The organism is Streptomyces asoensis, from assembly GCF_013085465.1.
Taxonomy (GTDB): domain Bacteria; phylum Actinomycetota; class Actinomycetes; order Streptomycetales; family Streptomycetaceae; genus Streptomyces; species Streptomyces cacaoi_A.
The window spans coordinates 7697400-7723218 of record NZ_CP049838.1 but is presented as its reverse complement, the minus strand read 5'-3'; the positions used below and the strand labels follow the sequence as shown (position 1 = coordinate 7723218).

General features: G+C 70.6%; 24 protein-coding genes and 1 pseudogene. 14 read left to right on the top strand and 11 right to left on the bottom strand.

Annotation, left to right across the window (positions count from 1 at the left end):
* Nucleotides 1-34 precede the first annotated feature (34 nt).
* The 10 genes from G9272_RS34660 (at nt 35) to G9272_RS34610 (ending at nt 9317) form a co-directional block, all read left to right on the top strand.
* Nucleotides 35-1732 (top strand): nitrite/sulfite reductase, encoded by a 1698-nt coding sequence (locus tag G9272_RS34660; protein WP_171400171.1) that lies wholly within the window; start codon nt 35-37, stop codon nt 1730-1732.
* On the top strand, nt 1729-1908 hold the full coding sequence (locus G9272_RS34655) for a hypothetical protein (protein ID WP_171400170.1): 180 nt from the start codon (nt 1729-1731) through the stop codon (nt 1906-1908). Before G9272_RS34660 ends, G9272_RS34655 begins: the two co-directional genes overlap by 4 nt.
* Nucleotides 1905-2615, top strand: coding sequence for a phosphoadenylyl-sulfate reductase (locus G9272_RS34650; protein WP_171400169.1), 711 nt, complete (start codon nt 1905-1907; stop codon nt 2613-2615). Before G9272_RS34655 ends, G9272_RS34650 begins: the two co-directional genes overlap by 4 nt.
* Before the next feature lie 5 nt (nt 2616-2620).
* Entirely contained in the window at nt 2621-3220 is a 600-nt protein-coding gene (gene cysC, locus G9272_RS34645) for an adenylyl-sulfate kinase (protein WP_171400168.1), read from the top strand.
* Nucleotides 3217-4155, top strand: coding sequence for a sulfate adenylyltransferase subunit CysD (cysD, locus tag G9272_RS34640; RefSeq protein ID WP_171400167.1), 939 nt, complete (start codon nt 3217-3219; stop codon nt 4153-4155). Before cysC ends, cysD begins: the two co-directional genes overlap by 4 nt.
* 2 nt (nt 4156-4157) lie before the next feature.
* Nucleotides 4158-5492 carry a sulfate adenylyltransferase subunit 1 gene (locus tag G9272_RS34635; RefSeq protein ID WP_171400166.1) on the top strand — a complete coding sequence of 445 codons (1335 nt, stop codon included), beginning with the start codon at nt 4158-4160 and terminating at the stop codon, nt 5490-5492.
* A 235-nt stretch (nt 5493-5727) separates the two neighbouring features.
* Nucleotides 5728-6840 carry an aliphatic sulfonate ABC transporter substrate-binding protein gene (locus G9272_RS34625; protein WP_171400165.1) on the top strand — a complete coding sequence of 371 codons (1113 nt, stop codon included), beginning with the start codon at nt 5728-5730 and terminating at the stop codon, nt 6838-6840.
* 10 nt (nt 6841-6850) lie between these two features.
* Nucleotides 6851-7663 carry an ABC transporter ATP-binding protein gene (locus tag G9272_RS34620; RefSeq protein WP_171400164.1) on the top strand — a complete coding sequence of 271 codons (813 nt, stop codon included), beginning with the start codon at nt 6851-6853 and terminating at the stop codon, nt 7661-7663.
* A complete protein-coding gene (locus G9272_RS34615; protein WP_171400163.1) occupies nt 7650-8549 on the top strand; it encodes an ABC transporter permease in 900 nt (299 codons plus the stop codon). Before G9272_RS34620 ends, G9272_RS34615 begins: the two co-directional genes overlap by 14 nt.
* Nucleotides 8550-8555: 6 nt before the next feature.
* The gene (locus tag G9272_RS34610; RefSeq protein WP_171400162.1) at nt 8556-9317 is read left to right on the top strand and encodes a sirohydrochlorin chelatase; all 762 of its coding nucleotides are present in this window, start codon (nt 8556-8558) and stop codon (nt 9315-9317) included.
* A 240-nt stretch (nt 9318-9557) separates the two neighbouring features.
* Here the strand turns inward: G9272_RS34610 and G9272_RS34605 are convergent, their stop codons facing one another.
* Together G9272_RS34605 and G9272_RS34600 are read right to left on the bottom strand one after the other, a co-directional pair.
* Entirely contained in the window at nt 9558-10157 is a 600-nt protein-coding gene (locus G9272_RS34605) for a TIGR03086 family metal-binding protein (protein WP_171400161.1), read from the bottom strand.
* Nucleotides 10158-10183: 26 nt separating this feature from the next.
* Nucleotides 10184-11218, bottom strand: a complete 1035-nt coding sequence (locus G9272_RS34600; RefSeq protein ID WP_171400160.1) for a ketopantoate reductase family protein — start codon at nt 11216-11218, stop codon at nt 10184-10186.
* 101 nt (nt 11219-11319) lie between these two features.
* On the opposite strand from G9272_RS34600, the gene G9272_RS34595 reads away from it, so the two are divergent.
* Entirely contained in the window at nt 11320-12252 is a 933-nt protein-coding gene (locus G9272_RS34595; protein WP_171400159.1) for a transglutaminase-like domain-containing protein, read from the top strand.
* On the opposite strand, the gene G9272_RS34590 is transcribed toward G9272_RS34595, so the two are convergent.
* Nucleotides 12224-12772, bottom strand: coding sequence for a DUF1697 domain-containing protein (locus G9272_RS34590; RefSeq protein WP_171400158.1), 549 nt, complete (start codon nt 12770-12772; stop codon nt 12224-12226). The genes G9272_RS34595 and G9272_RS34590 overlap by 29 nt on opposite strands.
* Nucleotides 12773-13200: 428 nt before the next feature.
* Here G9272_RS34590 and G9272_RS34585 point away from each other — a divergent pair, with 428 nt between their 5' ends.
* Nucleotides 13201-15468: an MMPL family transporter gene (locus G9272_RS34585; protein ID WP_171400157.1), complete on the top strand. Its 2268-nt coding sequence runs from the start codon at nt 13201-13203 to the stop codon at nt 15466-15468.
* A gap of 153 nt (nt 15469-15621) precedes the next feature.
* Here the strand turns inward: G9272_RS34585 and mgt are convergent.
* The 4 genes and pseudogenes from mgt to G9272_RS34565 all read right to left on the bottom strand — a co-directional run bounded on the left by mgt (nt 15622) and on the right by G9272_RS34565 (nt 19703).
* Nucleotides 15622-16876 (bottom strand): annotated as a pseudogene (gene mgt, locus G9272_RS34580) (macrolide-inactivating glycosyltransferase).
* A 3-nt stretch (nt 16877-16879) separates the two neighbouring features.
* A complete protein-coding gene (locus G9272_RS34575) occupies nt 16880-17488 on the bottom strand; it encodes a hypothetical protein (protein WP_171400155.1) in 609 nt (202 codons plus the stop codon).
* On the bottom strand, nt 17485-19014 hold the full coding sequence (locus G9272_RS34570; protein WP_253268039.1) for a sensor histidine kinase: 1530 nt from the start codon (nt 19012-19014) through the stop codon (nt 17485-17487). Before G9272_RS34570 ends, G9272_RS34575 begins: the two co-directional genes overlap by 4 nt.
* Entirely contained in the window at nt 19011-19703 is a 693-nt protein-coding gene (locus G9272_RS34565; RefSeq protein WP_171400154.1) for a response regulator transcription factor, read from the bottom strand. Before G9272_RS34565 ends, G9272_RS34570 begins: the two co-directional genes overlap by 4 nt.
* A gap of 140 nt (nt 19704-19843) precedes the next feature.
* Between G9272_RS34565 and G9272_RS34560 the strand changes: the two genes are divergently transcribed.
* A complete protein-coding gene (locus tag G9272_RS34560; RefSeq protein ID WP_253268038.1) occupies nt 19844-20800 on the top strand; it encodes a DUF3152 domain-containing protein in 957 nt (318 codons plus the stop codon).
* A 9-nt stretch (nt 20801-20809) separates the two neighbouring features.
* On the opposite strand, the gene G9272_RS34555 is transcribed toward G9272_RS34560, so the two are convergent.
* The 3 genes from G9272_RS34555 to G9272_RS34545 are packed head-to-tail and all read right to left on the bottom strand — an operon-like array spanning nt 20810 to nt 23858.
* On the bottom strand, nt 20810-22084 hold the full coding sequence (locus G9272_RS34555) for an ABC transporter substrate-binding protein (protein ID WP_171400153.1): 1275 nt from the start codon (nt 22082-22084) through the stop codon (nt 20810-20812).
* On the bottom strand, nt 22084-22926 hold the full coding sequence (locus G9272_RS34550; protein ID WP_171400152.1) for a carbohydrate ABC transporter permease: 843 nt from the start codon (nt 22924-22926) through the stop codon (nt 22084-22086). Before G9272_RS34550 ends, G9272_RS34555 begins: the two co-directional genes overlap by 1 nt.
* Nucleotides 22923-23858: a carbohydrate ABC transporter permease gene (locus tag G9272_RS34545; protein ID WP_171400151.1), complete on the bottom strand. Its 936-nt coding sequence runs from the start codon at nt 23856-23858 to the stop codon at nt 22923-22925. Before G9272_RS34545 ends, G9272_RS34550 begins: the two co-directional genes overlap by 4 nt.
* 176 nt (nt 23859-24034) lie before the next feature.
* On the opposite strand from G9272_RS34545, the gene G9272_RS34540 reads away from it, so the two are divergent.
* Nucleotides 24035-24898 carry a phosphotransferase enzyme family protein gene (locus G9272_RS34540; protein WP_171400150.1) on the top strand — a complete coding sequence of 288 codons (864 nt, stop codon included), beginning with the start codon at nt 24035-24037 and terminating at the stop codon, nt 24896-24898.
* Between the two features lie 100 nt (nt 24899-24998).
* Here the strand turns inward: G9272_RS34540 and G9272_RS34535 are convergent, their stop codons facing one another.
* Nucleotides 24999-25721: a 3'-5' exonuclease gene (locus G9272_RS34535; protein ID WP_171400149.1), complete on the bottom strand. Its 723-nt coding sequence runs from the start codon at nt 25719-25721 to the stop codon at nt 24999-25001.
* Nucleotides 25722-25819: the final 98 nt, after the last annotated feature.

The following is a 25819-nucleotide window of genomic DNA, read 5'->3' as shown; positions in this document are numbered from 1 at the left end:
ACCTTCCTCCGCTGTCCCGAAGGACGTATCAACCATGGCCGCCACCCCGCAGAACCCTGCCGCCGCGACTCCCCGCCGCAAGGTGAGCCGTCACCGCGGTGAGGGCCAGTGGGCCGCGGGACACTTCACCCCGCTCAACGGCAACGAGCAGTTCAAGAAGGACGACGACGGTCTCAATGTGCGGACACGCATTGAGACGATCTACTCCAAGCGGGGTTTCGACTCGATCGACCCCAACGATCTGCGCGGCCGGATGCGCTGGTGGGGGCTGTACACCCAGCGCAAGCCGGGGATCGACGGCGGCAAGACGGCGATCCTCGAGCCGGAGGAGCTGGACGACAAGTACTTCATGCTGCGGGTCCGCATCGACGGCGGCCGGCTCACCACCGAGCAGCTGAGGGTGATCGGCGAGATCTCGCAGGAGTTCGCCCGCGGCACCGCCGACCTCACCGACCGGCAGAACGTGCAGTACCACTGGATCCGCATCGAGGACGTGCCCGAGATCTGGAACCGTCTCGAGGCGGTCGGCCTGTCGACCACCGAGGCCTGCGGCGACACGCCCCGGACGATCCTCGGCTCGCCGGTGGCCGGCATCGCCGAGGACGAGATCATCGACGGCAGCCCGGCCGTCGAGGAGATCCACCGGCGGTTCATCGGCAGCAAGGAGTTCTCCAACCTGCCGCGCAAGTTCAAGACGGCGATCTCCGGCTCCCCGCTCCTGGACGTCGCCCACGAGATCAACGACATCGCGTTCGTCGGCGTCGAACACCCCGAGCACGGCCCCGGCTTCGACCTGTGGGTCGGCGGTGGGCTCTCCACCAACCCGAAGATCGGTGTCCGGCTCGGCGCCTGGGTCCCGCTGGACGAGGTCCCGGACGTCTGGGCGGGCGTGATCGGCATCTTCCGCGACTACGGCTACCGGCGCCTGCGCACCCGGGCGCGCCTGAAGTTCCTGGTCTCCGACTGGGGCCCGGAGAAGTTCCGCCAGGTCCTGGAGGACGAGTACCTCAAGCGCACGCTCGTCGACGGCCCGGCGCCCGCCGCCCCCGTCGAGCGCTGGCGCGACCACGTCGGCGTGCACCGCCAGCAGGACGGCCGTTACTACGTCGGTTTCGCCCCGCGTGTCGGCCGCGTGGACGGCGCCACCCTGACGAAGATCGCGAAGCTCGCCGAGGCGCACGGATCTGGCCGGGTGCGTACCACCGTCGAGCAGAAGATGATCGTCCTCGACGTCGAGGAGGACCAGGTCGAGTCGCTGGTCGAGGCGCTGGAGGCGCTGGACCTGACCGCCAAGCCCTCCCCGTTCCGGCGCGGCACCATGGCCTGCACCGGCATCGAGTACTGCAAGCTCGCCATCGTCGAGACCAAGCAGCGCGGCTCCGCACTGATCGACGAACTCGAGCGCCGCATCCCGGAGTTCGACGAGCCGATCACCATCAACATCAACGGCTGCCCGAACGCCTGCGCCCGCATCCAGGTCGCGGACATCGGTCTCAAGGGCCAGCTGGTCCTCAACGACCAGGGCGAGCAGGTCGAGGGCTTCCAGGTGCACCTCGGCGGTGCGCTCGGGCTGGAAGCCGCTTTCGGTCGCAAGGTCCGTGGTCTGAAGGTCACCTCGGAGGAGCTGCCGGACTACGTGGAACGCGTACTGAAGCGGTTCCAGGACGAGCGCGAGGACGGCGAGCGGTTCGCCGTCTGGGCCACGCGTGCCAGCGAGGAGGCCCTCTCATGAGCGAGCGGGCCGCACCCTTCTACTGCCCCTACTGCGGCGACGAGGACCTGCGTCCGAGCGAGCAGGGCCACGGCGCCTGGGAATGCGCGGCATGCAACCGCGCATTCCAGCTGAAGTTCCTCGGGCTGCTCGCCCGGGGCGTTCAGCGCACCGAACCGGGAGGGGACCGGATATGACGACGCTTCAGGAAGGCCGTACGACCGACGAGTTGAAGGCGCTCGCCGAAGAGGCGGGCCGCGACCTGGAGGAGGCCTCCGCACTGGAGATCCTCCAGTGGGCGGTGGACACCTTCGGCAAGCAGTTCTGCGTGACGTCCTCGATGGAGGACGCCGTGGTCGCGCACCTGGCGTCCCGGGTCCAGAAGGGCGTGGACGTGGTGTTCCTCGACACCGGTTACCACTTCCCCGAGACCATCGGCACCCGGGACGCGGTCGAGGCGGTGATGGACGTCAACGTCATCACGCTCACCCCGCGCCAGACGATCGCCGAGCAGGACGCCGAGTACGGGCCAAAGTTGCACGACCGCGACCCGGACCTGTGCTGCAAGTTGCGCAAGGTGCAGCCGTTGGAAGAGGGGCTCAAGGGTTACCGGGCCTGGGCCACCGGCCTGCGGCGCGACGAGTCCGCGACCCGGGCGGGTACTCCGGTCGTCGGCTGGGACGAGAAGCGGCAGAAGGTCAAGATCTCGCCCATCGCCCGCTGGACCCAGGACGACGTCGATGCGTACATCACCGAGCACGGCGTACTGTCCAACCCCCTGCTGATGGACGGTTACGCCTCCGTCGGCTGCGCCCCGTGCACCCGCCGGGTCCTGGCGGGCGAGGACGCGCGCGCCGGCCGCTGGGCGGGACGCTCGAAGACCGAGTGCGGGCTGCACGGCTGACCGCGATGACCTCGACCTCCACGAACGCCCCCACCCCCACCCCCATTTCTACGAACCGGGAGAACCACGTGACGACCGGAGCCACCGTCTGGCTCACGGGTCTGCCGAGCGCCGGCAAGACCACCATCGCGTACGAGCTGGCCGGCCGGCTGCGCGAGGAGGGCCACCGCGTCGAGGTGCTCGACGGCGACGAGATCCGCGAGTTCATCTCCGCGGGCCTCGGCTTCAGCCGCGAGGACCGGCACATCAACGTGCAGCGCATCGGTTTCCTGGCCGAGCTGCTCGCCCGTAACGGCGTCAAGGCCCTGGTCCCGGTGATCGCGCCCTACGCCGACAGCCGGGACGCGGTGCGCAAGCGCCATCAGGAGAGCGGAACCGGTTACCTGGAGGTGCACGTGGCGACTCCGGTCGAGGTGTGCTCGGTCCGGGACGTGAAGGGTCTGTACGCGAAGCAGGCGGCGGGCGAGCTGACCGGACTCACCGGGGTCGACGACCCCTACGAGGCCCCCGAGTCGCCGGATCTGCGGATCGAATCCCAGGACCAGACCGTGCAGGAGTCCGCGGCATCCGTGTACGCCCTGCTCACCGAGAGGGGACTGGCATGACGACGACCGTCGCCAAGGCCGAGGAGGGCACGGCCAGTCCGTACGCCCTCAGCCACCTGGACTCTCTGGAGTCCGAGGCGGTGCACATCTTCCGCGAGGTGGCGGGCGAGTTCGAGAACCCGGTGATCCTTTTCTCCGGTGGCAAGGACTCCATCGTCATGCTGCACCTGGCGCTGAAGGCGTTCGCCCCGGCCCCGGTCCCCTTCTCGCTCCTGCACGTCGACACCGGGCACAACTTCCCCGAAGTCCTCGAGTACCGCGACCGGGTCGTCGCCGCGCACGGGCTGCGCCTGCACGTGGCCTCCGTCCAGGACTACATCGACCGCGGTGCGCTGCGCGAACGCCCCGACGGCACGCGTAACCCGCTCCAGACGCTTCCGCTGACGGAGAAGATCCAGTCCGAGAAGTTCGACGCCGTCTTCGGCGGCGGGCGCCGCGACGAGGAGAAGGCCCGCGCCAAGGAACGGGTTTTCTCCCTGCGCGACGAGTTCTCCCAGTGGGACCCCCGCCGCCAGCGCCCGGAGCTGTGGAACCTCTACAACGGCCGGCACGCCCCCGGTGAGCACGTCCGTGTGTTCCCGCTGTCCAACTGGACCGAGCTCGACGTCTGGCAGTACATCGCCCGTGAGGGCATCGAACTGCCCCAGATCTACTTCGCGCACGACCGGGAGGTCTTCCGGCGCGGCGGGATGTGGCTGACCGCCGGTGAGTGGGGCGGGCCGAAGGACGGCGAGACCGTCGAGAAGCGCCTCGTGCGCTACCGGACCGTCGGCGACATGTCCTGCACCGGTGCCGTCGACTCCGACGCGTTGACGCTCGACGACGTCATCGCCGAGATCGCCGCCTCCCGGCTCACCGAGCGCGGCGCCACCCGCGCCGACGACAAGATGTCCGAGGCCGCGATGGAAGACCGCAAGCGCGAGGGGTACTTCTAAGCATGAGCACGATCACCTCCGAGGAACTCTCGGCAACGACCCTGCTGCGGTTCGCCACCGCCGGTTCCGTCGACGACGGCAAGTCCACGCTCGTGGGCCGGCTCCTGCACGACTCGAAGTCGATCCTGAGCGACCAGCTGGAGGCCGTGGAGCGGGTCTCGGCGAGCCGCGGCCAGGAAGCTCCCGACCTGGCGCTCCTCACCGACGGCCTGCGCGCCGAGCGCGAGCAGGGCATCACCATCGACGTGGCCTACCGCTACTTCGCCACGCCCCGGCGCCGCTTCATCCTCGCCGACACCCCCGGTCATGTGCAGTACACCCGCAACATGGTGACGGGTGCCTCCACGGCCGAGCTGACGGTGATCCTGGTCGACGCCCGCAACGGGGTTGTGGAACAGACCCGCAGGCACGCGGCGATCGCGGCCCTGCTCCGTGTTCCGCACGTCGTCCTCGCCGTCAACAAGATGGACCTCGTCGAGTACAGGGAAACCGTCTTCGCGGAGATTGCCGAGGAGTTCACGGCGTACGCGAGCGAGCTCGGCGTTCCCGAGGTCACCGCGATCCCGATCTCGGCGCTCGCCGGTGACAACGTGGTGGATCCGTCGGCGAACATGGACTGGTACGGCGGGCCGACCTTCTTGGAACACCTGGAAACGGTTCCGGTCAGTCACGACCTGGCGCACTGCCACGCACGTCTGCCGGTGCAGTACGTGATCCGTCCGCAGACCGCCGAGCACCCGGACTACCGGGGATACGCGGGTCAGATCGCGGCCGGCACGTTCCATGTGGGCGAGGCGGTGACGGTCCTGCCGTCCGGCCGTACCTCGACGATCTCCGGCATCGACCTGCTGGGCGAGCCGGTGGACGCGGCGTGGACGACCCAGTCGGTGACCGTGCTGCTCAGGGACGACATAGACATCTCGCGCGGCGACCTGATCGTGCCGACCAAGGACGCGCCGCCCACCACGCAGGACGTCGAGGCGACCGTGTGCCACGTGGCCGACCAGCCGCTGACCGTCGGGCACCGGGTGCTGATCAAGCACGGCACCCGCACGGTCAAGGCGATCGTCAAGGACATCCCGTCCCGTCTCACGCTCGACGACCTGTCCCTGCACCCGCACCCGGGACAGCTCATCGCCAACGACATCGGCCGCGTGAAGATCCGCACCTCGGAACCGCTTCCGGTGGATTCCTACGCCGACTCCCGCCGCACCGGCTCGTTCATCCTGATCGACCCGGCCGACGGCACCACGCTCACCGCGGGCATGGTCGGCGAGTCGTTCGCGTCGCCGGAGCCGGTCAAGGACGAGTCCGACGACGACGGTTGGGACTTCTGAAAATGACCACAACCGATTTCTACTCCACGTTCGCGAAGGAGGGCGGCCGCGTCGGCAGCGGCGCCCTCGGCAGCGGGCAGGGCGGAGTGGCGCGATGTGCGCTCTGACGTACGCGCACTGCCTGCGCGCCCCGTCCCCCCACCCGCCGTCCCGGAAGCGACGAAAACCCTTTGCCGATTTCCCGGCCACGACCTGAAAACCCGTGACCGCCGGGCCAACGAGAGGAACCCCTCCCGTGCCTGCCAACCGCTCAGTTCTTCTTCGCCGCGGCATCGCCGCCGTAGCGGCCCTTCCCCTGCTCGCCCTGGCCGCCTGCGGTTACGGTTCCGAGTCCAAGGACGACAACGCCAACGAGAAGGTCGCCGCCGGATCGGAGAAGATCGACGGGCTCGACACCGTCAAGATCGGCTACTTCGGCAACCTGACGCACGCGACCGCGCTGGTCGGCCGTGAGCAGGGCATCTTCCAGAAGGCGCTGGGCGCCACCAAGGCGTCGTACGCGACCTTCAACGCGGGCCCGTCCGAGATCGAGGCGCTCAACGCCGGCTCCATCGACATCGGCTGGATCGGCCCCTCCCCGGCGATCAACGGCTTCACCAAGTCCGCCGGCAAGAGCCTGCGCATCATCGGCGGTTCGGCGTCCGGCGGTGTGAAGCTCGTCGTCAACCCGGACAAGGTCAAGTCCCTCAAGGACGTCAAGGGCAAGAAGATCGCGACGCCTCAGCTCGGAAACACGCAGGACGTGGCGTTCCTGAACTGGATCGCGGACCAGGGCTGGAAGGTCGACGCGCAGAGCGGCAAGGGCGACGTAACCGTTGTCCGCAGCGACAACAAGGTGACCCCGGACGCCTTCAAGGCCGGTTCGATCGACGGTGCCTGGGTGCCGGAGCCGACCGCGTCCAAGCTGGTCGCCGAGGGCGGCAAGGTGCTGCTCGACGAGGCGTCGCTGTGGCCCGACAAGAAGTTCGTGATCACGAACATCATCGTGTCGCAGAAGTTCCTCACGGAGCACCCGAAGGTCGTCGAGGCGGTACTGAAGGGTTCGGTCGACTCCAACAAGTGGATCAACGCCAACCCGGCAGCGGCGAAGGCCGCGGCGAACAAGCAGCTGGAGGCGGACTCCGGCAAGGCGCTGCCGACCGAGGTGCTGGACCCGGCGTGGACGTCGATCCAGTTCATCAACGACCCGCTGGCCTCCACGCTCAACGCCGAGGCGGACCACGCGGTCAAGGCGGGTCTGCTGGAGAAGCCGGACCTCAAGGGCATCTACGACCTGAGCATCCTGAACAAGGTCCTCAAGGCCGAGGGCGAGTCCACGGTCGACGACGCCGGTCTCGGCGTCAGCTGATCGGAATCCGATGAGTTCCCAGGAGGTGACGACCATGGCCACGACCTTCGCCAAGGCCGCCGAGTCCGCGGAGTCCGTGGAGTACGCGGCCCGGCTTGAGCACGTCTCGAAGTCCTTCGCAGGGCCGGGCGGGCAGCAGCTCGTCCTGGACGACATCACTCTCGATGTCGCTCCCGGCGAGTTCGTCACCCTCCTGGGGGCTTCGGGCTGCGGCAAGTCCACTTTGCTCAACCTGGTGGCGGGGCTCGACGAGCCCACCACCGGTTCCATCACGACGGACGGCCGCCCGGCGCTGATGTTCCAGGAGCACGCCCTCTTCCCGTGGCTGAGCGCGGGCAAGAACATCGAGCTCGCCCTGAAACTCCGGGGAGTCGCGAAGCCCGAGCGGCGCGGCAAGGCGGAGGAACTGCTCGAGCTGGTCCGGTTGAAGGGCGCGTACGGAAAGCGTGTTCACGAACTTTCCGGCGGTATGCGGCAGCGCGTGGCGATGGCCCGCGCGCTGGCGCAGGAGAGCAACATCCTGCTGATGGACGAGCCGTTCGCGGCGCTGGACGCCATCACGCGGGATGTGCTGCACGACGAGCTGACCCGGATCTGGGGGGAGACGGGACTGTCCGTCCTCTTCGTCACGCACAACGTGCGCGAGGCGGTGCGGCTCGCGCAGCGGGTCGTCCTGCTGTCCTCCCGGCCCGGCCGGGTGGCGCGCGAGTGGACGGTCGACATCCCGCAGCCGCGCCGGATCGAGGACGCCCCGGTGGCGGAACTGTCCATCGAGATCACCGAAGTCCTGCGTGGGGAGATCCGCCGTCATGGCCAGCACTGAGACGAGGACGACGGTGACGAAAGCGGGTACCACCGAGCTTGCCGGGGTGGAGGCGGGGCTCGACGCGCTGGACGTCGTGGCGCCCACCGGCCGTACGCCCTTTCGGCGGACCTTCGTCGACAAGATCCTGCCGCCGATCCTGGCGACCGTGCTGCTGCTGATCGTCTGGCAGATCACCTTCAAGATCGTCGACGACCCGACCAAGCTGGTCTCCCCCGTGGACGTCTGGCGGACGCTCCAGGACGCCTGGCTCGAGGGCAAGCTGCTCGGTTACATCTGGACCAGCGTCTCGCGCGGTCTGCTCGGCTTCCTCTTCGCGCTGGCGATCGGCACCCCGCTGGGCCTGCTGGTGGCACGCGTGAAGTTCGTGCGGGCGGCGATCGGTCCGATCCTGTCCGGTCTCCAGTCGCTGCCGTCGGTGGCGTGGGTGCCGCCGGCCGTGCTGTGGCTGGGTCTGAACAACTCGATGATGTACGCGGTGATCCTGCTCGGCGCGGTGCCGTCCATCGCGAACGGGCTGGTGTCCGGCGTCGACCAGGTGCCGCCGCTGTTCCTGCGGGCGGGTCGCACGATGGGTGCGACGGGGTTGAAGGGAACCGTGTACATCACGTTGCCGGCCGCCCTGCCGGGTTATGTGGCAGGACTGAAGCAGGGCTGGGCGTTCTCGTGGCGTTCGCTGATGGCGGCGGAGATCATCGCGTCCTTCCCCGACCTCGGCGTCGGTCTCGGTCAGTTGCTGGAGAACGGGCGCAACGCCAGTGACATGTCGATGGTGTTCGAGGCGATCCTGCTCATCCTGTTCGTCGGAATCGCCATCGACCTGCTGATCTTCAGTCCGCTGGAGCGGTGGGTGCTGCGCAGCCGTGGTCTGCTGGTGAAGAGCTGAAGTCCCATGTACAGGAAACCGGTTCCTCCCGTTCTCGTGGTGATTGCCCACGGCAGTCGTGATCCGCGGCACGCAGCGACCGTGCACGCCCTGGTGCGGCGGGTGCGGTCGTTGCGGCCGGGTCTGCGTGTAGAGACCGGTTTCCTGGACTTCAACATCCCCTCTGTCCCTGGGGTGCTGGAGTCGTTGGCGGCGGAGGGCGTCCGTGACGTCGTGGCGCTGCCGCTGCTGCTGACCCGAGCGTTCCACGCGAAAGCGGACATCCCGGCGGTCCTGCGGGACGCTCCGGCACAGCTGCGGATCAGACAGGCCGAGGTACTCGGCCCGTCGCCGCTGCTGCTCACCGTCCTCGAACGACGGCTGTACGAGGCCGGCCTGACGCCCGCCGACAAGTCCTCGACCGGGGTCGTGCTGGCCTCGGCGGGGTCCACGGACCCGGAGGCGATCGCAGTGATCGCAGAAATCGCGCGGGAGTGGCGGCGCACCGGTTGGTGTGCCGTGCGGCCTGCGTTCGCCTCCGCCGGTTCTCCCTCGGGGTTCCCGCGCACCGGGGACGCGGTCCGCGAACTGCGGGCGCTGGGGTGCTCGCGGGTCGCCGTCGCCCCGTACGTCCTGGCCCCCGGCTTCCTGCCGGACCGCATCGCGCGAGGTGCGGCCGCGGCGGACTTCCTGGCCGACGTGCTGGGTCCGGCGCCGGAGGTGGCGCGGGTGCTGCTGGAACGGTACGACGCGGCGCGCACGCCGGCGCTGGCGGCTGTCGGCGCCTGACCGACGACGGGCTCCCTCGCGCCGCGAGGGGCACTGTCTATCTCCTTTTCGGTACCGGTTTCCGTTTCGGTACCGGTTTCCGTTTCGGTACCGGTTTCCGCTGCGGTACCGGTTTCCGCTGCGGTACCGGCTCCCTTTCCTGAAGCCACCCCAACCGACCAAGCGTCGACGTGCGCCCCACGCACCGCACCCCGCACCCCGCACCCCCCGCCCCCACAGCAGGCGGCCCGAGGTAATCGCTCAGTGGTCCACTCGTGCGGCGCCCTGGCGCGGATCGCGCCCGCTCGCCGCGAGCGCCCGCTCGAACACCGACGCGTCCTCCGCCACCGGCACCACCGCCGCGAAGCCGTCGTACTGGCGGTAGAGGTCGCCGTGCCGTTCGACGACGTCGAGGACGAACCGGGCCGCGTCGTCCGAGATGTGGAACTCCTGGTCGGTGGCGACCGCCACGTCCCAGCCGTGCACCGCCGTCTCCTTGACGATCATCGAGGCGATCTCGGTGGCGGGCATCGCGGCCGTTCCCAGGTCGACCTCGCCCTCCCACACGGCCGGATCCGCCCAGGCCGCGACCGCGCGTTCCAGCTGGTCGGCGTATGCCTCGGCCCACTGCGGGTCGGCGGTGAAGTCGCGGGCGATCAGGTCGTCGGGGAGCTGCTTGCGCAGGGCGCGGTGCTCGAGGCCATGGGAGGTGTAGAGGACCCAGTGGTCGACCAGGGTGCGGACGTCCCAGCCCGGGCAGTGCGTCGGATCGCTCAACCGTGCCGCCGGGACACCGCGGGCGACGCGCGACGCCTCGGCGGCGCATTCGTACATGTACTGGTGCGTCTCGTCGTTCTTCATGCGTCTCACGCTAGGCAGCGGAGTGCTCAGGACTCTTGAACAAACGCGACAGCGTCGGCGGCCCGGTCGTCCGCCAGTCGGAGCAGTTCCGGCAGCGGCAGGGACCCGGGTGCTCTCCGGTCCCGGGCGAACTGGTTGGCAAGCCGTTGCAGCAACTCGTTCAGCGGGGTCGGTACGCCGTGCAGACGGCCGAGGAGCGCGATCTCGCCGTTGAGGTGGTCGGCCTCGATGGTGCCGGCGCCACGGCTGAGGGACTGCCAGGAGGAGCCGCCGCCGCGCGGGACGCCGTCGAGCGGGACGAGGGTGACCTTGTCTCCGCGCAGGGCCTGCTGTTCCTCGGTGCTCGCCCACACGATCCCGGCGGCGTGCAGCACGGCCTCGCCCTCGGCTCGCACCCTCGCGTACAGCGCCTCCGCCTCGGGGTCGCCCACCGGGCCGCTCACCGCTTCCAGGGCGTTTCCGAGGTTGGACAGCAGCTTCGCGTACTGCCAGCGGGAGACGTCGGGTACGACCGGTGCCTCGAAGTGCGCCTGCTCCAGGTCGGCGGCGATAAGGCGGGCCGTGTCGTCGGTGCCGTGCGGGTACCGGCCGAGGTGAAGGATGCCGGTGAGCGGGGTGCCTGCGGCGGAGACGACACCCGGTTCGACATGGGTGGCGGGCAGCCAGACGCAGACGCCGTAGACGTGCCGGAAGCGGCGCAGGGCGAGGCGCGGGCTCTCCACGCCGTTCTGCGCGCAGACCAGGGGCAGTCGCTCCGCGGCCGTGCCGCCGCCCTCGACCGGGGCAGGGCCCCACGCCTGGAGTGCCGCCTCGGTGTCCTGGGTCTTGACGGCGAGGAAGAGGACGTCGTCGACGCGCAGCGTGCCGAGTGCGTCCGGTCCGTCGACGACGGGCAGCCGGTACGTCAGTTCGCCCTGCGGAACCCTGAGCCGCAGTCCGCCCTCCGTGAGCGCCGCCCGGTGCGCGCCGCGTGCGACCAGCACGACCTCGCGCCCGGCCTCCGCCAGTCGTCCGCCGACCGTGCCGCCGATCGCCCCTGCCCCGATGATGATGTAACGCATGGGACGAGCCTCGCACAAGCGTGTGTACGTCCCATCAAAAGCGTGGGAAAAGGTCCGCACGAGGTTGACCTTGTCCCTGGGGCAGGGCCGAGGGTCCGGGCATGGACGACTACTACCTGCGGCAGACGCCGTACAGCGACCCGGGCGACCTGGATGTCTCCGACCTGCCTCGCGATCCTCGCGAACTCACCTGCCTCGTACGCAATCTGATGGTGCATCGGTTGGAAGGGGAACGGGTCGGGTACGAGATTCCCGAAGCGCGGCTGCACCACGACGCCGAATCCCGGTACGTGATCGCCATCCTGCGGATCCTGCGGGCGCGCAGGAACGCCCCGCTCACCCGACGGCGTTCGTACGACGAGCAGTTCGTGGGCACGTGCCGGGACTACTCGCTGCTGCTGTGCTCGCTGCTGCGGGCGACCGGGACGCCGTCCCGCATCCGGGGCGGGTACGCGACCTACTTCGTCGAGGGCTTCCACGACGACCACTGGGTCACCGAATACCGCCTCCCGGACGGCACTTGGCGGCTGGCCGACGCACAGGTGACCGCCGACTTCTACGACGTGCCCTTCGACCCGATGGACGTGCCGCGGAACCGTTTCCTGGTCGCCGGGCAGGCGTGGCAGGCCTGCCGGGCGGGCGCGGCGGACCCGGAGACGTTCGGGGTGTGGGCCGATCCCGACCTCAGGGGTCTGCCGCTCGTCCTCAACAGTGTGGTCCTTGACCTCGCCGCCCGTAACGGCATGGAACCGCTTCCCTGGGACGGCTGGGGACTGTCGGAGTTAAGGAATCACGACTCGCTCACCGAGCTCACCGAGCTCACCAAGCCCACCGAGCCCACCGAGCCCACCGAGCTCACCGAGCTCACCGAGGACGACCTGGCCCTCGTGGACGCCGTGGCCGCCGCCCGCACCCACGAGGAGGCCCGCCGGCTCTATGCCGATCCGCGGCTCACCGTGCCCCGCGAGATCCTCTCCCTGGCGCCCTTCCACGGCCCGCGCAAGATCACGCTTCCGTCATCTCCACCAGTTTGACGACGGTGTTCCAGTTCCGGGTCGTGGCGATGAGCCCCTTGTTCAGCCGGGGCCTGGACAGCTGCTCGGCGAGCTTGGACCGGCCGAGGCCCTCGGGGGCGTACAGGTACAGGACGCGGTCGCCGAGGCGGAACTCCTCGGGAAGGTGGGCGGCCTGGTCGATCCCGGCGTAGCGCTCCGCGTCGACGGGGGTGGAGAAATACGTGGCGTGGAGTTGCTTGCCCTCCAGCTCGGCGGCCGGGAACGGGCAAGCGTCGGCAACCGCTTTCAGATAAGCGTGGTCGCGCACGATCACGCCGACGGCGAAGCCGAAGTGTCTCTCGATCGCCGCCGTGAGCTCGGCGGCGAGGCTCTCCTCGTCCCCGTGCCCGGAGGAGAAGACGGCCTGGCCGCTCTGGAGATGGGTGCGGGCGTCCCCGAGGCCGAGCCCCTCCAACAGCGTGCGCAGTTCGGCCATCGGGACCTTCCTGCTGCCGCCCACGTTGATGCCGCGCAGCAGTGCCGCGTACGTCGTCGTCATCCGCTCACCTTAAGCGGCCGTCGTGCCCCGTGGGGGTGGGCACGACGGCCGCGGCCGGCGTGGAGCGTCGGGCGAAACTCTGGCCGATCGACGGGATGCGGAGCAACATCTGCCGGACATCTCCACAGGCTCGCGACTTGTTCAACAGACTTTCGTAATCACCATTCCGGCCTTCGCCCCCGAACTCCCCCATCACCGTCACAGCCCGCGCCATCGGCCCGCACCCTGATCGTCATCCCCGAGATCACCGGATAGATGTAGGGGGCCTCTGTCCTCCCCAGCGGTGAGAGGGCGGGGTCCGACGGGAGGAGTCGGGTGTCCGGCACCTCACCGGGCAGCACGACGAGATGGCTTTATCCAGCCCATACCTTCGAATCTGAAGGTGGCGGCAGGGGGTTGCCACCGCATCACAAGAGGGCAGGCCCGTCATGGGGAACGGAGATATACGGGTGCGGGGCTTCGCCGCGCGGGCCGGCGGCTGGAGCGCCCGGCACCGATGGGCCGCCGTGGGCATCTGGGTGCTGTTCGTGGTCCTGGCCATGGGGATCGGCTCGGCGGTGGGCACGGTCGAGGTCAAGGAGAGCGACCAGCTCGGGGGCGAGACCCACACGGCCGCCCGGATCATCGAGGACGCCGGCATCGACGAGCCGGCCAGTGAGACGGTCCTCGTCCAGTCGAAGGACGGCTCCGTCAAGGCCACGGACGCGGACTTCAAGGCCGCCGTCGCGGCGGTCGTCGCGGCCGTGGAGAAGACCGGCAAGGTCACCGACGTGACCTCGCCCTACGACTCGGACACGATCTCGAAGGACGGTCGCAGCGCGCTCGTGCAGTTCGACATGCGCGGCGACTCCGAAACCGCGGGCGAGCGGGTCGAGCCGGTTCTCGAGGCCGTCGAGGGGGTCCAGAAGGACCACTCCTCGCTGCGGATCGAGGAGATCGGCGGCGCCAGCATGATGAAGACGTTCGACGACGCGTTCGGCGACGACTTCCAGCAGGCGGAGTACTCCGCCGTGCCGGTGGCCCTGGGCATTCTGCTGATCGCGTTCGGCGCGCTGGTGGCGGCGCTGCTGCCGGTGGCGCTCGCGGTCACCGCGATCATGGCGACGATGGGCCTGATGAGCATCGTCAGCCACTTCCAGCCGATGGACGACACGGCGAGTTCCGTGATGCTGCTGGTCGGTCTGGCCGTCGGCGTCGACTACTGCCTGTTCTATCTGCGCCGGGAGCGCGAGGAGCGGGCCGCGGGACGTGATCCGGAAACCGCTCTCAGGATCGCCGCGGCGACCAGCGGCCGTGCCGTGATCGTCTCCGGTGTCACCGTGTGCGTGGCGATGGCGGGCATGCTGTTCACCGGGCTCGCGACGTTCGAGGCGATGGGCCTGGCTTCCCTGATGGTGGTCGCGGTCGCCATGGTCGGTTCGGTGACCGTGCTGCCCGCGCTGCTGTCGCTGCTCGGCCGGCGGGTGGAGAAGGGCCGGATCCCGTTCCTGCACCCCGACAAGCGCCGCAAGAACGGCAACGGCGGACATGCCGACGAGGGCAGCCGGTTCTGGAGCGCCGTCCTCAAGGTCGTCCTCGCCAAGCCCGGTGTGTCGCTGGTCGTGGCGGCCGGCGCGCTGCTCGCGATCGCCGCTCCGGCGGTCGGCATGAAGACCCAGAACCTCACCCTGGACCAGGAGTTCGGCGACTCGCTGCCGATCGTGCAGACCTACAACCGGGTCAACGACGCCTTCCCGGGCGGCTCCGAACCGGCCGAGGTGATCGTCAAGGCGGACGACATCAACGCCGCCGAGGTGAAGACCGCGCTCGCGGAGTTCAAGGAGCAGGCGGTCAGCTCGGGTGCCTCCCGCGGTCCGGTCGAGATCAAGCTGCACGACGCGCAGAACATCGCCTACGTGTACGTTCCGCTGGTCGGCGGCTCCGACCTGGACAAGGCGGGTACGAGCCTGGACAAGCTGCGCGACGAGGTGCGGCCCGCCACGCTGGGCAAGGTCGACGGCCTCCAGGCGCCGATCACCGGACAGGTGGCCGGTTCGAAGGACTTCAACGACCAGCTGGCCGGAGCCGTCGCTCCCGTCTTCGCGTTCGTCGTGGTCTTCGCCTTCCTGCTGATGCTGCTGTCGTTCCGCTCGCTGACGGTCGCGATCACCTCGATCGTGCTCAACCTGCTCTCGGTGGGCGCCGCCTACGGCATCCTGGTCGCCGTCTTCCAGCACGGCTGGGGCGCGTCGCTGGTGGGCGCGGAGGGCGTCGGCGCCATCATCACCTGGCTGCCGCTGTTCCTCTTCGTGATCCTGTTCGGCCTGTCGATGGACTACCACGTGTTCGTCGTCTCGCGGATCCGTGAGGCGCGGATGCGGGGCCGTTCGACGAACGAGGCCATCAAGCACGGTGTGGTCACCACGGCCGGTGTGGTCACCAGCGCCGCGGTCATCATGGTCGCCGTGTTCGCGATCTTCGGAACGCTGTCCATGCAGTCCATGAAGCAGATGGGCGTGGGCCTGGCGGCCGCGGTGCTGATCGACGCGACGATCATCCGGGGTGTGCTGCTCCCGGCCGTGATGGCGCTGCTGGGCGAGCGCAACTGGTACCTGCCGAAGTGGCTGCACTGGCTGCCCGACCTCACGCACGACGAGTCGCCGGAGGCGGTCGCGCCGGTGGCGCGGGACGACGAGGGCGAGCCGCTGCGGGTCTGACGCCGTTCGAGGCCTTCTGAAGCAACCTGAACCGAGGGCCCGTTGACCTCCCGGGGGAGTCAACGGGCCCTCTTTCACGCCCGGTTCGTCACCATGTCCGGGACCGGTTCAGAAGCGGTCGAGGGCCGGTTCAGGACGCTTCAGGACGGTTGTTCAGGACCGCTTCCTCATCAGCTCGGCCTCGATGAGGTCCACCGCCCGGCGGGTGCCGCCCTCGTCCGCCATCTCCGCCTGGATCACCTTGAGCCGACGGGCCACCTCCGGGTCGTCGACGAGCGCGAGGGCGGCTTCCCGCAGGGTCTCGGCCGTCGCCTCGGGCGTGGCGATCTGCCGGGCCGCACCGAGCCCCTGGAGCATGTCCGCGTTGCCGAACTGGTCGACGGCCTGCGGTACGGCGATCATCGGTGTGGCCGTGGCCAGCCCCTCCTGACTGCCGCCCGCTCCGGCGTGCGTGACGAACAGGTCGGCCTGCTTCAGGACCGCCAACTGCGGTACCCAGGAACGTACTTCGACGTTGTCGGGTACGGTGCCCAGCGCCGCGGGGTCGACGCGCCTGCCGATCTGGAGCACGAGGTGCCAGCCGGGCAGCTCACCGAAGGCCCGCACGCACTCCCGGTAGAAGTCCGGCCGGTCGGTGAAGGTCGAGCCCAGCGAGACGAGGACGACCTTCTCCGCCCGCGCGGGGCGCGTCCACTCCCCCTCGGCGGCGCGGTCGCCCTGGCAGGCGCCGACGAACGTGTAAACGCTTTCGTCGACCCGGTCGGCGTGCGGCTGGAGCGCTCTGGGGATCAGCACGAGGGAGCGGGCCGGGCGGCCGGCGAAGGAGTCGGGGTGCTCGGTGATCCCGTTCTCCTCCAACCAGGCGTGGAACCGTGCGTAGTAAGCCTTTCCGCGCTCCGTTTCCCTCGGCTCCGCCCACATCGGTTCGGCGATCTCCTCCTCGTAGCCCTCCCAGGCCACGAGGTTGGGCGAGAGGGAGATCGCCGGCACGCCCCAGCGGTGGGCGAGGACGCGGGCCGGATAGGCGGTGATGTCGTGCAGCACCAGGTCCGGCTCGTCCCCGTGGTACGCCTCGATCAGCTGGGGCAGGGCCTGGATCGCGTCGGCCAGGAAGGGCTCGACGTTGTCGAGGAGGGTGCTCCCCCAGGCGGAAGGGTCGTCGTCGGGCGAGGGCAGCGTCGAGTGCCACGGCTTGACCTCGGCGCCGGTACCGGCCACCTTCTCGGCGAAGACGGGCGGAATCGCGTACGTCACCCGGTGCCCGCGTGCGACGAGCTCGCGGATCACCTCGAGGCTCGGGTTCACGTGGCCGTGGGCGGCGATGGAGAACATGGCGACATGGGCGGGGCGACTGGTCATACCGTCGACCGTAAGCGAGACGATACGTCTCGTGCAACCTGAATAGCACGGGTCAGCCATCGGGACAGCTCCCGTCGGATCCCTCGACACTCCACCCGCGCCCGTTCGTCACCTTCACCGCCACGGCCTCGGCGCCGATGCCGGTGCCGGTGTCCGAGGTGCGCTGCGCCTCGGCTGCCGTACAGATCAGCTGCGCCACCGCGAGGTCGGCCAACTCCTCGGTGACATACCGCAGTTGGATCGACACCACGCCCCTTCGCGCGTTCACCGACACGGTGGCCGACGCCGGAGCCTCGACGGCGGAACCGCCCGACGGAGCGTCGGCCGGACCGGCGGCGGGAGGCACGCTCGCGTCGGGCGTCGGGGCGAGTGTCGGGCCGACTTCCAGCGGGGGCAGCAGCGTGGTCAGTCGCTTCGCCCGTTCCGCCTCCGTCGGACCCTCGAGGAGGTTCTTCACCGCCGACTCGGCGTCGACCGCGTCGGCGGGCCTGCGGGGTACGGCGACCAGGGAACCGTTTTCGACGAGGTAGACCCGCACCATCGGCACGATCCCGTGCGCGGGTCCGCCCGCCTCCACCACGCCGGTCGCCGGGATGCCGCAGGAGACCAGCGTGCACAGCGCCGGGCCGCACAGCAGCACGGCTCGACGTACGGCCCTCATGCTCGTTCCTCCCGCGTCGGCTCGTCCCGCGTCGGCTCGTCCCGCGTCGGCTCGTCCCGGCGCAGTGGGAGTTCCACCGTGAAGACGGCGCCGCCCTCCGGCCGGTTGGCCGCCCGGACCGTGCCGCCGTGCATCCGGACGTTCTCCTCGGTGATCGCCAGTCCCAGTCCGCTGCCTTCGGTCCGGGACCGGGCGGCGTCCGACTTGTAGAAGCGCTCGAAGACATGAGGCAGCACGTCGTCGGGGATCCCGGGCCCGCTGTCCAGCACCTCGATGACCGCCCGCCGCCCGGCACCGGACCCCTCGCCCTCGTGGAGGTCCAACCGCACCGGACGGGCGCCGTGCCGCAGGGCGTTGCCGACCAGGTTGGCGACGACGACGTCGAGTCGGCGCGGGTCGACACGTCCGCGCAGCGCGTCCGGCTCCGGCAGGCGGGCCTCCACCGTGTCGGTCCAGCCGCGGGCGGCGAGCGTGCGCCGGAGGGACTCGGCGAGGTCGATCTCGTCCAGATGCAGCACGGCGGCGCCCGCGTCGAAGCGGGAGATCTCCATCAGGTCGTCCACGAGCCGGGCCAGCTTCACGGTCTCCTCGCTGATCAGCCGGACCGCGGTGGCGGTGTCGGGGTCGAGGCCGGCCGCGTCCTCGTCGAGCACGTCGGTGACGGCCGACATGGCGGCCAGCGGAGTGCGCAGCTCGTGCGAGACGTCCGCGGCGAATCGGCGGGCACGGGCCTCCATGCCGCGCAGTTCGGCCACGGACTCCTCCAGGGCGGCGGCCGTCTCGTTGAACGTGTGCGACAGCTCGGCGAGTTCGTCGGAGCCGTCGACGGCGAGGCGGGTGTCCAGTCGGCCCTCGGCGATGCTGCGGGTGGCGTGGCGCAGTGCGCGTACCGGCCGCAGCACTCCGCGGGCGGCGAGCAGCGCGAGCAGGACGGCGAGGGCCAGGGCGGGGACGGCGGCCCGCTCGACGGCGGTCACCAGGGCGTCCACGTAGGCCTGTTCGGTGGTCTGCGGCACCGTCAGGAACACCTGGAGTCCGGTGAGCGGCCAGCTGCTCGACAGGGAGGAGGTGAAGGCGACCGACATGCCGACGACGAGTGCGGTGTGGTCCGCGCGGTTCACCCGCTGGAAGACGGTGGCCGACCGGGAGTCGACCGCCTCGCGCAGGGCGGGCGTCAGTTCCTCGAACGGGTCGTCGGGGACGGACGTGGCCTCCAGCCCGCGGTAGACGACCAGTACGCGCCAGGCGCCCGACGGCTCGGCGCCGGCCACCTCGGAGGCGAACCGCCGCAGTTCGTCCCGGCCGGCCGGCAGGACGAGTGCGGGGGCGAGCCGTGTCACCTGGGTGCGCAGCTGCACGATCACGGTGTCCTGGCTCTGCTGGAGCACTCCGGTGCGCGCCTCCCGGAAGGTGAGCGCGCCGGTGGTCGTGGCGGTGACAGCGGCGACCAGCGCGAACGCCACCACCAGCCGCACGCGCAGACCACGCAGTCGGTGCGTCCTGACCCGGGTTCCCAGGTGCCTCACCGGGAGGCGAACCGGTAGCCGAAGCCGCGCACGGTGTGGATGTGGCGGGGCTCGCGCGGGGGTTCGCCCAGCTTGGCGCGCAGCCGTTTGACGCAGGCGTCCACCAGGCGCGCGTCGCCGTGGTAGCTGTGCTGCCAGACCGCCTCGAGGAGTTGCTGTCGGCTGAACACCTGGCCGGGCGAGGCCGACAGGGTCAGCAGCAGTCGCAGTTCGGAGGGGGCGAGGGCGACCGGCTCCCCCTGCCAGGTGACCGAGAGTCCGGCCCGGTCGACGGCCAGGTCGCCGTAGGTGTCGATCTTCGGTATGCCGCCGTCGGCGGGTGCGCCGGCCGCCCGGCGCAGGACGGCGCGGATCCGGGCCTGGAGCACCCGGGCCGGCACGGGCTTGACCACGTAGTCGTCGGCTCCGGCTTCGAGACCGACAACGATGTCCTCGTCGTCGCCCCGCGCGGTGGCCATGATGATCGGCAGCGTCTGGTCCAGGGCACGCATCCTGCGGCAGACGTCCAGGCCGGTCATACCGGGCAGCATCAGGTCGAGCACCACGACATCGGGCCGGAAGGACAGCAGCCGGTTCAGGCCGTCCTCCCCGGTCTCGGCGGCGGCGACCTCGTGGCCCTGACGGCGCAACGCCAGGGCGACGCCGTCCCGCACGGCACGGTCGTCCTCGATCAGCAGAACTCGTGGCATGCGCTCAGTATCCGTACGCCGTCGGCCCGTTCGGAGCACTGTTACCGGATGATCACATGAAACGGAACCGGTCGGGTCGTTACTGTTTCGTTATCGTCCGGGCCAGATCCGATCACATGGCAATCACAATCTGAACAACCATGACCGCGCACAAAGCAACTTCTTCCCCCGTCCGTCGCCGTCGGAGCGGCCCCGCGCACGCCTCCGGCCGACGCGTCCGGAAGGGTTCGGTGTGGGGTGGGACGGCCGCGCTGGCCGTGCTGGGCGCCGCCGGTTTCGCGGCCGTGGGCTGGACGTCCGCCGACGCGGGCGGGGTTTCGGCCGAGGGCCGCGCCACCGCGTCCGCCGAGCCGGGCGGATCCGGGGAGTCCGGCCCCGCGCCCACCGGGCCGACGGCCGGCTCCGGGGCCGCCGCGCACACCTCGGGCAGCCCGTCGGCCGGTCCGTCCGCCGGTTCGTCCGGCAGTCCGTCCGGCAGTCCGTCGGCCGGAACATCCGGCAGAGCGTCCGACGGGCCGTCCGAGTCGGACATCCCGGCCTCGGGGCCGGGCACCTTCACCACCGCCCCCGGCTCCAGCGCCAAGGTGGGCCGGGGCACGGCCCTGCGCTACCGGGTCGACGTCGAGGACGGCCTCGACCTGTCCGCCACGGACGTGGCCCGGCAGGTGGAGACCATCCTGGGCGACCGGCGCGGCTGGACGGCGGACGGTCGCTCGGCGTTCCAACGGGTCTCCGGCGGCACCACCGACTTCGTCGTACGGGTCGCGACACCCGGCACCGTGGACAAGATCTGCGGGCAGTACGGACTGGACACGGGCGGCGAGGTCAACTGCAACGTGGCCGACAGCGTCATGGTCAACCTCAAGCGCTGGCTGCTGGCCACCCCCGTCTACGCCAAGGACGTCACCGCCTATCGCGCGCTGATCGTCAACCACGAGGTGGGCCACTTCCTCGGCCACGGCCACGTCGGCTGTCCCGGCCCGGGCAAGCCGGCCCCGGCGATGATGCAGCAGATCAAGGGCATGGACGGCTGTGTCCCCAACGTCTGGCCGTACGACGACCAGGGGCAGCTCGTCACCGGCCCCGCCGTTGCCTGAACCGGCCGTTCACCGCTGGTAGCGCGCCAGCACCAGGTTGCCGTCCTTCTCGAGCCGCTCGCGCAGTTCACCGAGATCGATCGCCCCGCTGTAGTACTCCTGGAACGCGGGGGTGGCGACCTTGTCCTTCCACTCGGCGTAGCCCCGGACGGACTGGGCGGGCGCCGGGCGCAGGTGCTCGGCGAGGGCGGTGCCGGTCGCCCAGTCGTCCTTCGCCGTGTGCAGGGCGGGGTCGGCGAGGGCCTGCGTGCCGGTCGGCAGCATCCAGTCGCCCAGGGCGAGGCGCACCATGTTCTTCGGCCGGAGCAGGAAGTCGATGAACGCCGCCGCCTCCTGCTGGTGCGGGCTGTCCTCGGCGACGGACAGCGTCTGCGGGCTGACCCCCTGGGCGAGCCCGTCGGCGCCCGCCGGGGCGGGCAGCACCTGCCAGTCGAACCCCTTGGGCGCCTGCTGCACGATCTGCTGGCGGTAGGAGAAGCCGAGCGGGACCATCGCGTACCGGCCGCCGAAGAACCCCGGCAGGGTGTCCGAGCCGCCGCTGCCCAGCGTCGTGGGCGAGGCACTGTGGTCGGTGTCGACCTGGTCGTGGACGGTGCGCGGTACGACCTCGTCGCCGGCCTCGAAGCGGACGGTGACCTTTCCGTCCGCTCCCCGGTGGAAGAGCTGTCCGCCCGCCGACAGGGAGAGGTTGAGGGTGGCGGAGACGGGCTCCTTCAGCGGCCAGGCCACGCCGTACTTGCCGTCGCCGGTGAGCTGCTCCGTGATCTGCCGGAACTCCGCCCAGCTCCAGGGGTGTTCGGGGGTCGGGATCCGTACACCGGAGCGCTTCAGCCAGGTCGCGTTCGCGACGAGGACGCGCGGCTCCTGGAGGAACGGCACGCCGTAGACGCCGTCGCCGAAGGTCGTCGTCTCCCAACTGCGCTGTGGAATGTCCGACTTGAGGCGGGCGGGCAGCAGATCGGTCAGGTCGGCGAGGTAGCCGCCGTAGGCGAAGTCGGCGAGGTCGTCGGAGGCGTCGTGGATGATGTCGGGGGCCTCGCCGCCCTCGAAGGAGGTGAGCAGCTGGTCGTGGACGCTCGACCAACTCCCCTGTATGTACTCGACCTTGACGTCGGAGTGGGTCGCGTTCCACTCCTTCACCAGTTCCTTGTTGGCCTGGACGGACTCCTCCTGCCAAGCCAGGGACTGGAAGCGGAGGGTGACGGGGCCGTCGTCGTCCCCGCCGCCGGCGGTGCAGCCCGCGAGGAGCAGCAGGACGGCCACGATCAGCGCTCTGGTCCGCATCAGCTCTTCACCGCCCCGGCGAGCATGCCGCCCGTGATCCGGCGCTGGACGATCGCGAAGACGACCAGCGAGGGGAGGGTGGCGAGGAAGGCGGCGGCGGCCAGGGGCCCGAGGTCGGCGACGCCCTCCGTGCCGATGAAGTGGGTCAGGACCACCGGCAGGGTCTGTTTCTCCGGGGTCTTCAGCAGCACCAGCGCGAAGAAGAACTCGTTCCAGGCCGTGATGAACGCGAACAGCGCCGTCGCCACGATCCCGGGAGCGAGCAGCGGCGCCGTCACCGAGACCAGCGTCCGCAGCCGCCCGGCGCCGTCGATCGCCGCCGCCTCCTCCAGTTCGACGGGGACGGCCCGGACGTATCCGACGAGCATCCACAGCGCGAAGGGCAGCGCCCACACCACGTACACCATCACCAGCCCCGGCACGGAGTCGATCAGCCGCAGGTTCTTCAGCACCAGGAACAGCGGGATGATCACCAGCACGAACGGGAACGCCTGGCTGACCACCACCCACCCGGACGCCGCCCGCGCGAGCCGGGTGCGCTGCCGGGCCATGACGTACGCCATCGGGGTGGCGAGGGCCACGGCGATCACGGCGGCGCTCACCGCGGCGAGCAGGGAGTTGGACGCGGCGTGCAGCAGGGGCTGTTCGTCGAACGCCTGGCGGAAGTTGGCGAGGGTGGGGTGCTTCGGGATCCACGTGGGGTGCAGGCTGCCCAGTTCGCGCGCGGGCTTGAACGCGACGGAGAGCAGCCAGAGGAAGGGGAAGGCGAGGAAGACGAGATAGCCGATCAGGGCCGTGTACTGGGCGGCCCGGCCGGCCCGGGCCGCGGGGCGGGTTCTCACGCGTCGTCACCTCCCCTGATCCGGCCCACCAGGAACAGGGCCAGGAACACCGAGATCACCGCGACCATCACACAGCCCATCGCCGCGGCGTACCCGAACTGGCCGTAGCGGAAGGCCTCTTCGTAGGCGAAGAGCATGGGCAGCCGGGTGCGGCCGCCGGGGCCGCCGTTGGTCAGCACATAGACCAGGGCGAAGGAGTTGAAGTTCCAGATGAAGTTGAGGGCCGTGATGGCGAGGGCGATGGGCCGCAGGGCGGGCCAGGTGACGGTCCGGAAGCGGCGCCAGGCGCCCGCACCGTCCACCGCGGCCGCCTCGTGCAGTTCCCTCGGGGTGTTCTGGAGACCGGCGAGCAGGGCGACCGTCGTCTGCGGCATGCCCGCCCACACGCCTACGACGATCACCGCGGGCAGGGCGGTCGCCAGCCCGCTGAGCCAGTCCCGCCCGTCGCCCAGACCCAGGTCGCGCAGGGTCTCGTTGAGGATGCCGGCGTCCGGGTTGTAGACGAGCCGCCACATGACGCCGACCACGACCTCGGGCATCGCCCAGGGGATGATCGCGAGGGCGCGGGCCAGCCAGCGCAGCCGCAGGTCCTGGTCCAGGAGCAGGGCGAGGCCGAGGGCGAGCAGGAACTGCGGGACGGTCACCCCGACCGCCCAGACCAGGCCGATCCGGAACGACTCCCAGAACAGCGTGTCGTGCAGCAGGTCGGAGAAGTTGAGGACGCCGATCCACCGGGTGGGCGCGGTGCGGCCCGACTGGGCGTCGGTGAACGCCAGCAGGATCCCGTAGAGCAGCGGGCCGACGCTCAGGGCCAGGACGGGGATCAGGGCGGGGAGGACGAGGAACCACGCGCCGTGGCCCGCGGTGCCGCGCGGCGGGCCGGTGCCGGACGCGCGACGCACGGTCCGTCTCTTCTCGGTCGCCAACGACACCGGATCGGCCCCCTTCCCGCGGCTGTGACGGGCCCCGCCATGGTCGTGAAGGTGCTGTACCCCGTCAAGAGACCGTGCGCACGGCCCGATCTGTGCGAATGCGACACTGGCCGTCGGATGGCCGGATCCCGATGCCGTCCGGCAGGGTCGGGCGGCGCATCACACGGAGGCGGACGATGGACGAGGCACGGGCGCGGGACGTACTCGCCGCGGCGGAGGTTCTGCCCGGTCCGGTGGCGGACGCGCGGCTCCTCGCCCTGGGCGAGAACGCGGTGTTCGCCGCCGGCGACCTGGTGGTGAAGGTGGGCCGTGACGCCGAACTCCTCGACCGGGCCCGGCGCGAACTGGAGGTCGCAGCCTGGCTGGCCGGGGCGGGCGTCCCGGCGGTGCGGGCCGCCGAGCCGAAGCCGCTGCTCGTCGAGGGGCACCCGGTGACCCTGTGGCACCGGCTGCCCGACCCCGTGCGCCCCGCCGGGCCACGGGATCTGGCCGAACTCCTGCGTCTCGTGCACGCCCTGCCCGCCCCCGACTTCGGCCTGCCCGCGCGTGATCTGCTGTCGGGGGTCGAACGCTGGCTGCGGCTCGCGGGCGACGCGATCGACCCGGCGGACGCGGCGTATCTGCGCGAGCGCCGCGACGGCTTCGCCACGGCCGCCGCCGCGCTCACCCCGCACCTGCCGCCCGGCCCGATCCACGGCGACGCGCTGCCCCGCAATGTGCACATCGGGCCCGACGGCCCGGTCCTGGTCGATCTGGAGACCGTCTCCGCCGATCTGCGCGAGCACGACCTGGTGGTCATGGCGCTCTCCCGCGACCGGTACGGACTGCCCGCCGAGGCCTACGACGCCTTCACCGGGACCTACGGCTGGGATGTGCGGGAGTGGGCGGGCTGCACGGTCCTGCGGGGCGCCCGCGAGACCGCGAGCTGCGCCTGGGTGGCCCAGCACGCGCCCGCCGACCCCAAGGCGCTGACGGAGTTCCGGCGCCGGGTGGCGTCGCTGCGGGACGGGGACGAGGCGGTGCGGTGGTATCCGTTCTGATCCGGGTGCTGCGGGCGTGGCGGGCCGCCGCCCGGCTCGGGAAGGACGCCGACGGGCCCCCGTCCGACGGTCGGTGAGGACGGTCGGGGTCGCGGGAGCGTCAGACGGTCTTCTCCGCCGGCTCCCGCACCGGCCAGGCGCCGTCGATCACCGCGTCCGCTTCCCCCTTGCGGCGCAGGAAGCTCTGGAAGTCCGCCGCCCACTCGGCGTACCACTCGATCTGGCGGCGGTGCAGCTCCGCCGGGCCGAGGGCCGCGACCTTGGGGTGGCGGCCGGCTATCGCGCGGGCGAGGCGGGCCGCCGCGAGGGCGTCGGCCGAGGCGTCGTGCGCGGAGTCGAGGAGGACGCCGTACTCGGCGCAGACCGCCTCGAGGTTGCGCTTGCCGCGCCGGTAGCGGTCGACCGAGCGGTCGATGGTGTACGGGTCGACGACCGGCGCCGGGTCCAGGCCGCCCAGGCGGTCGCGCAGCGAGGGCAGGCCGTGGCGTCGCAGTTCGGCCGAGAGCAGGGTCAGGTCGAAGGCCGCGTTGTAGGCGACGACCGGGACGCCGGTGCGCCAGTAGCCCGCGAGGACGTCGGCGATCGCGTCCGCGACCCGGTCGGCGGGGGCGCCTTCGCCGGCGGCCCGCTCGTTGCTGATCCCGTGCACCGCGACGGCGTCCGCCGGGATCTCCACGCCCGGGTCCGCCAGCCACTCGCGGTGTCCCAGGACCTGCCCGTCCCTGACCTCGATCACGGCTCCCGTGACGATGCGCGCCTCGCGCGGGTCCGTCCCGGTCGTCTCCAGGTCGAAGCCGACAAGCAGCTCCCGGTACCAGGCCATGGTGGCCCCCCTTCTTGGTGGTGCTTCCCCCAGTGGTCTCCACCCTCGCATGCACCACTGACAATCAGAGGATCGCGTTCCGCTTGCCCTCCGTCCGA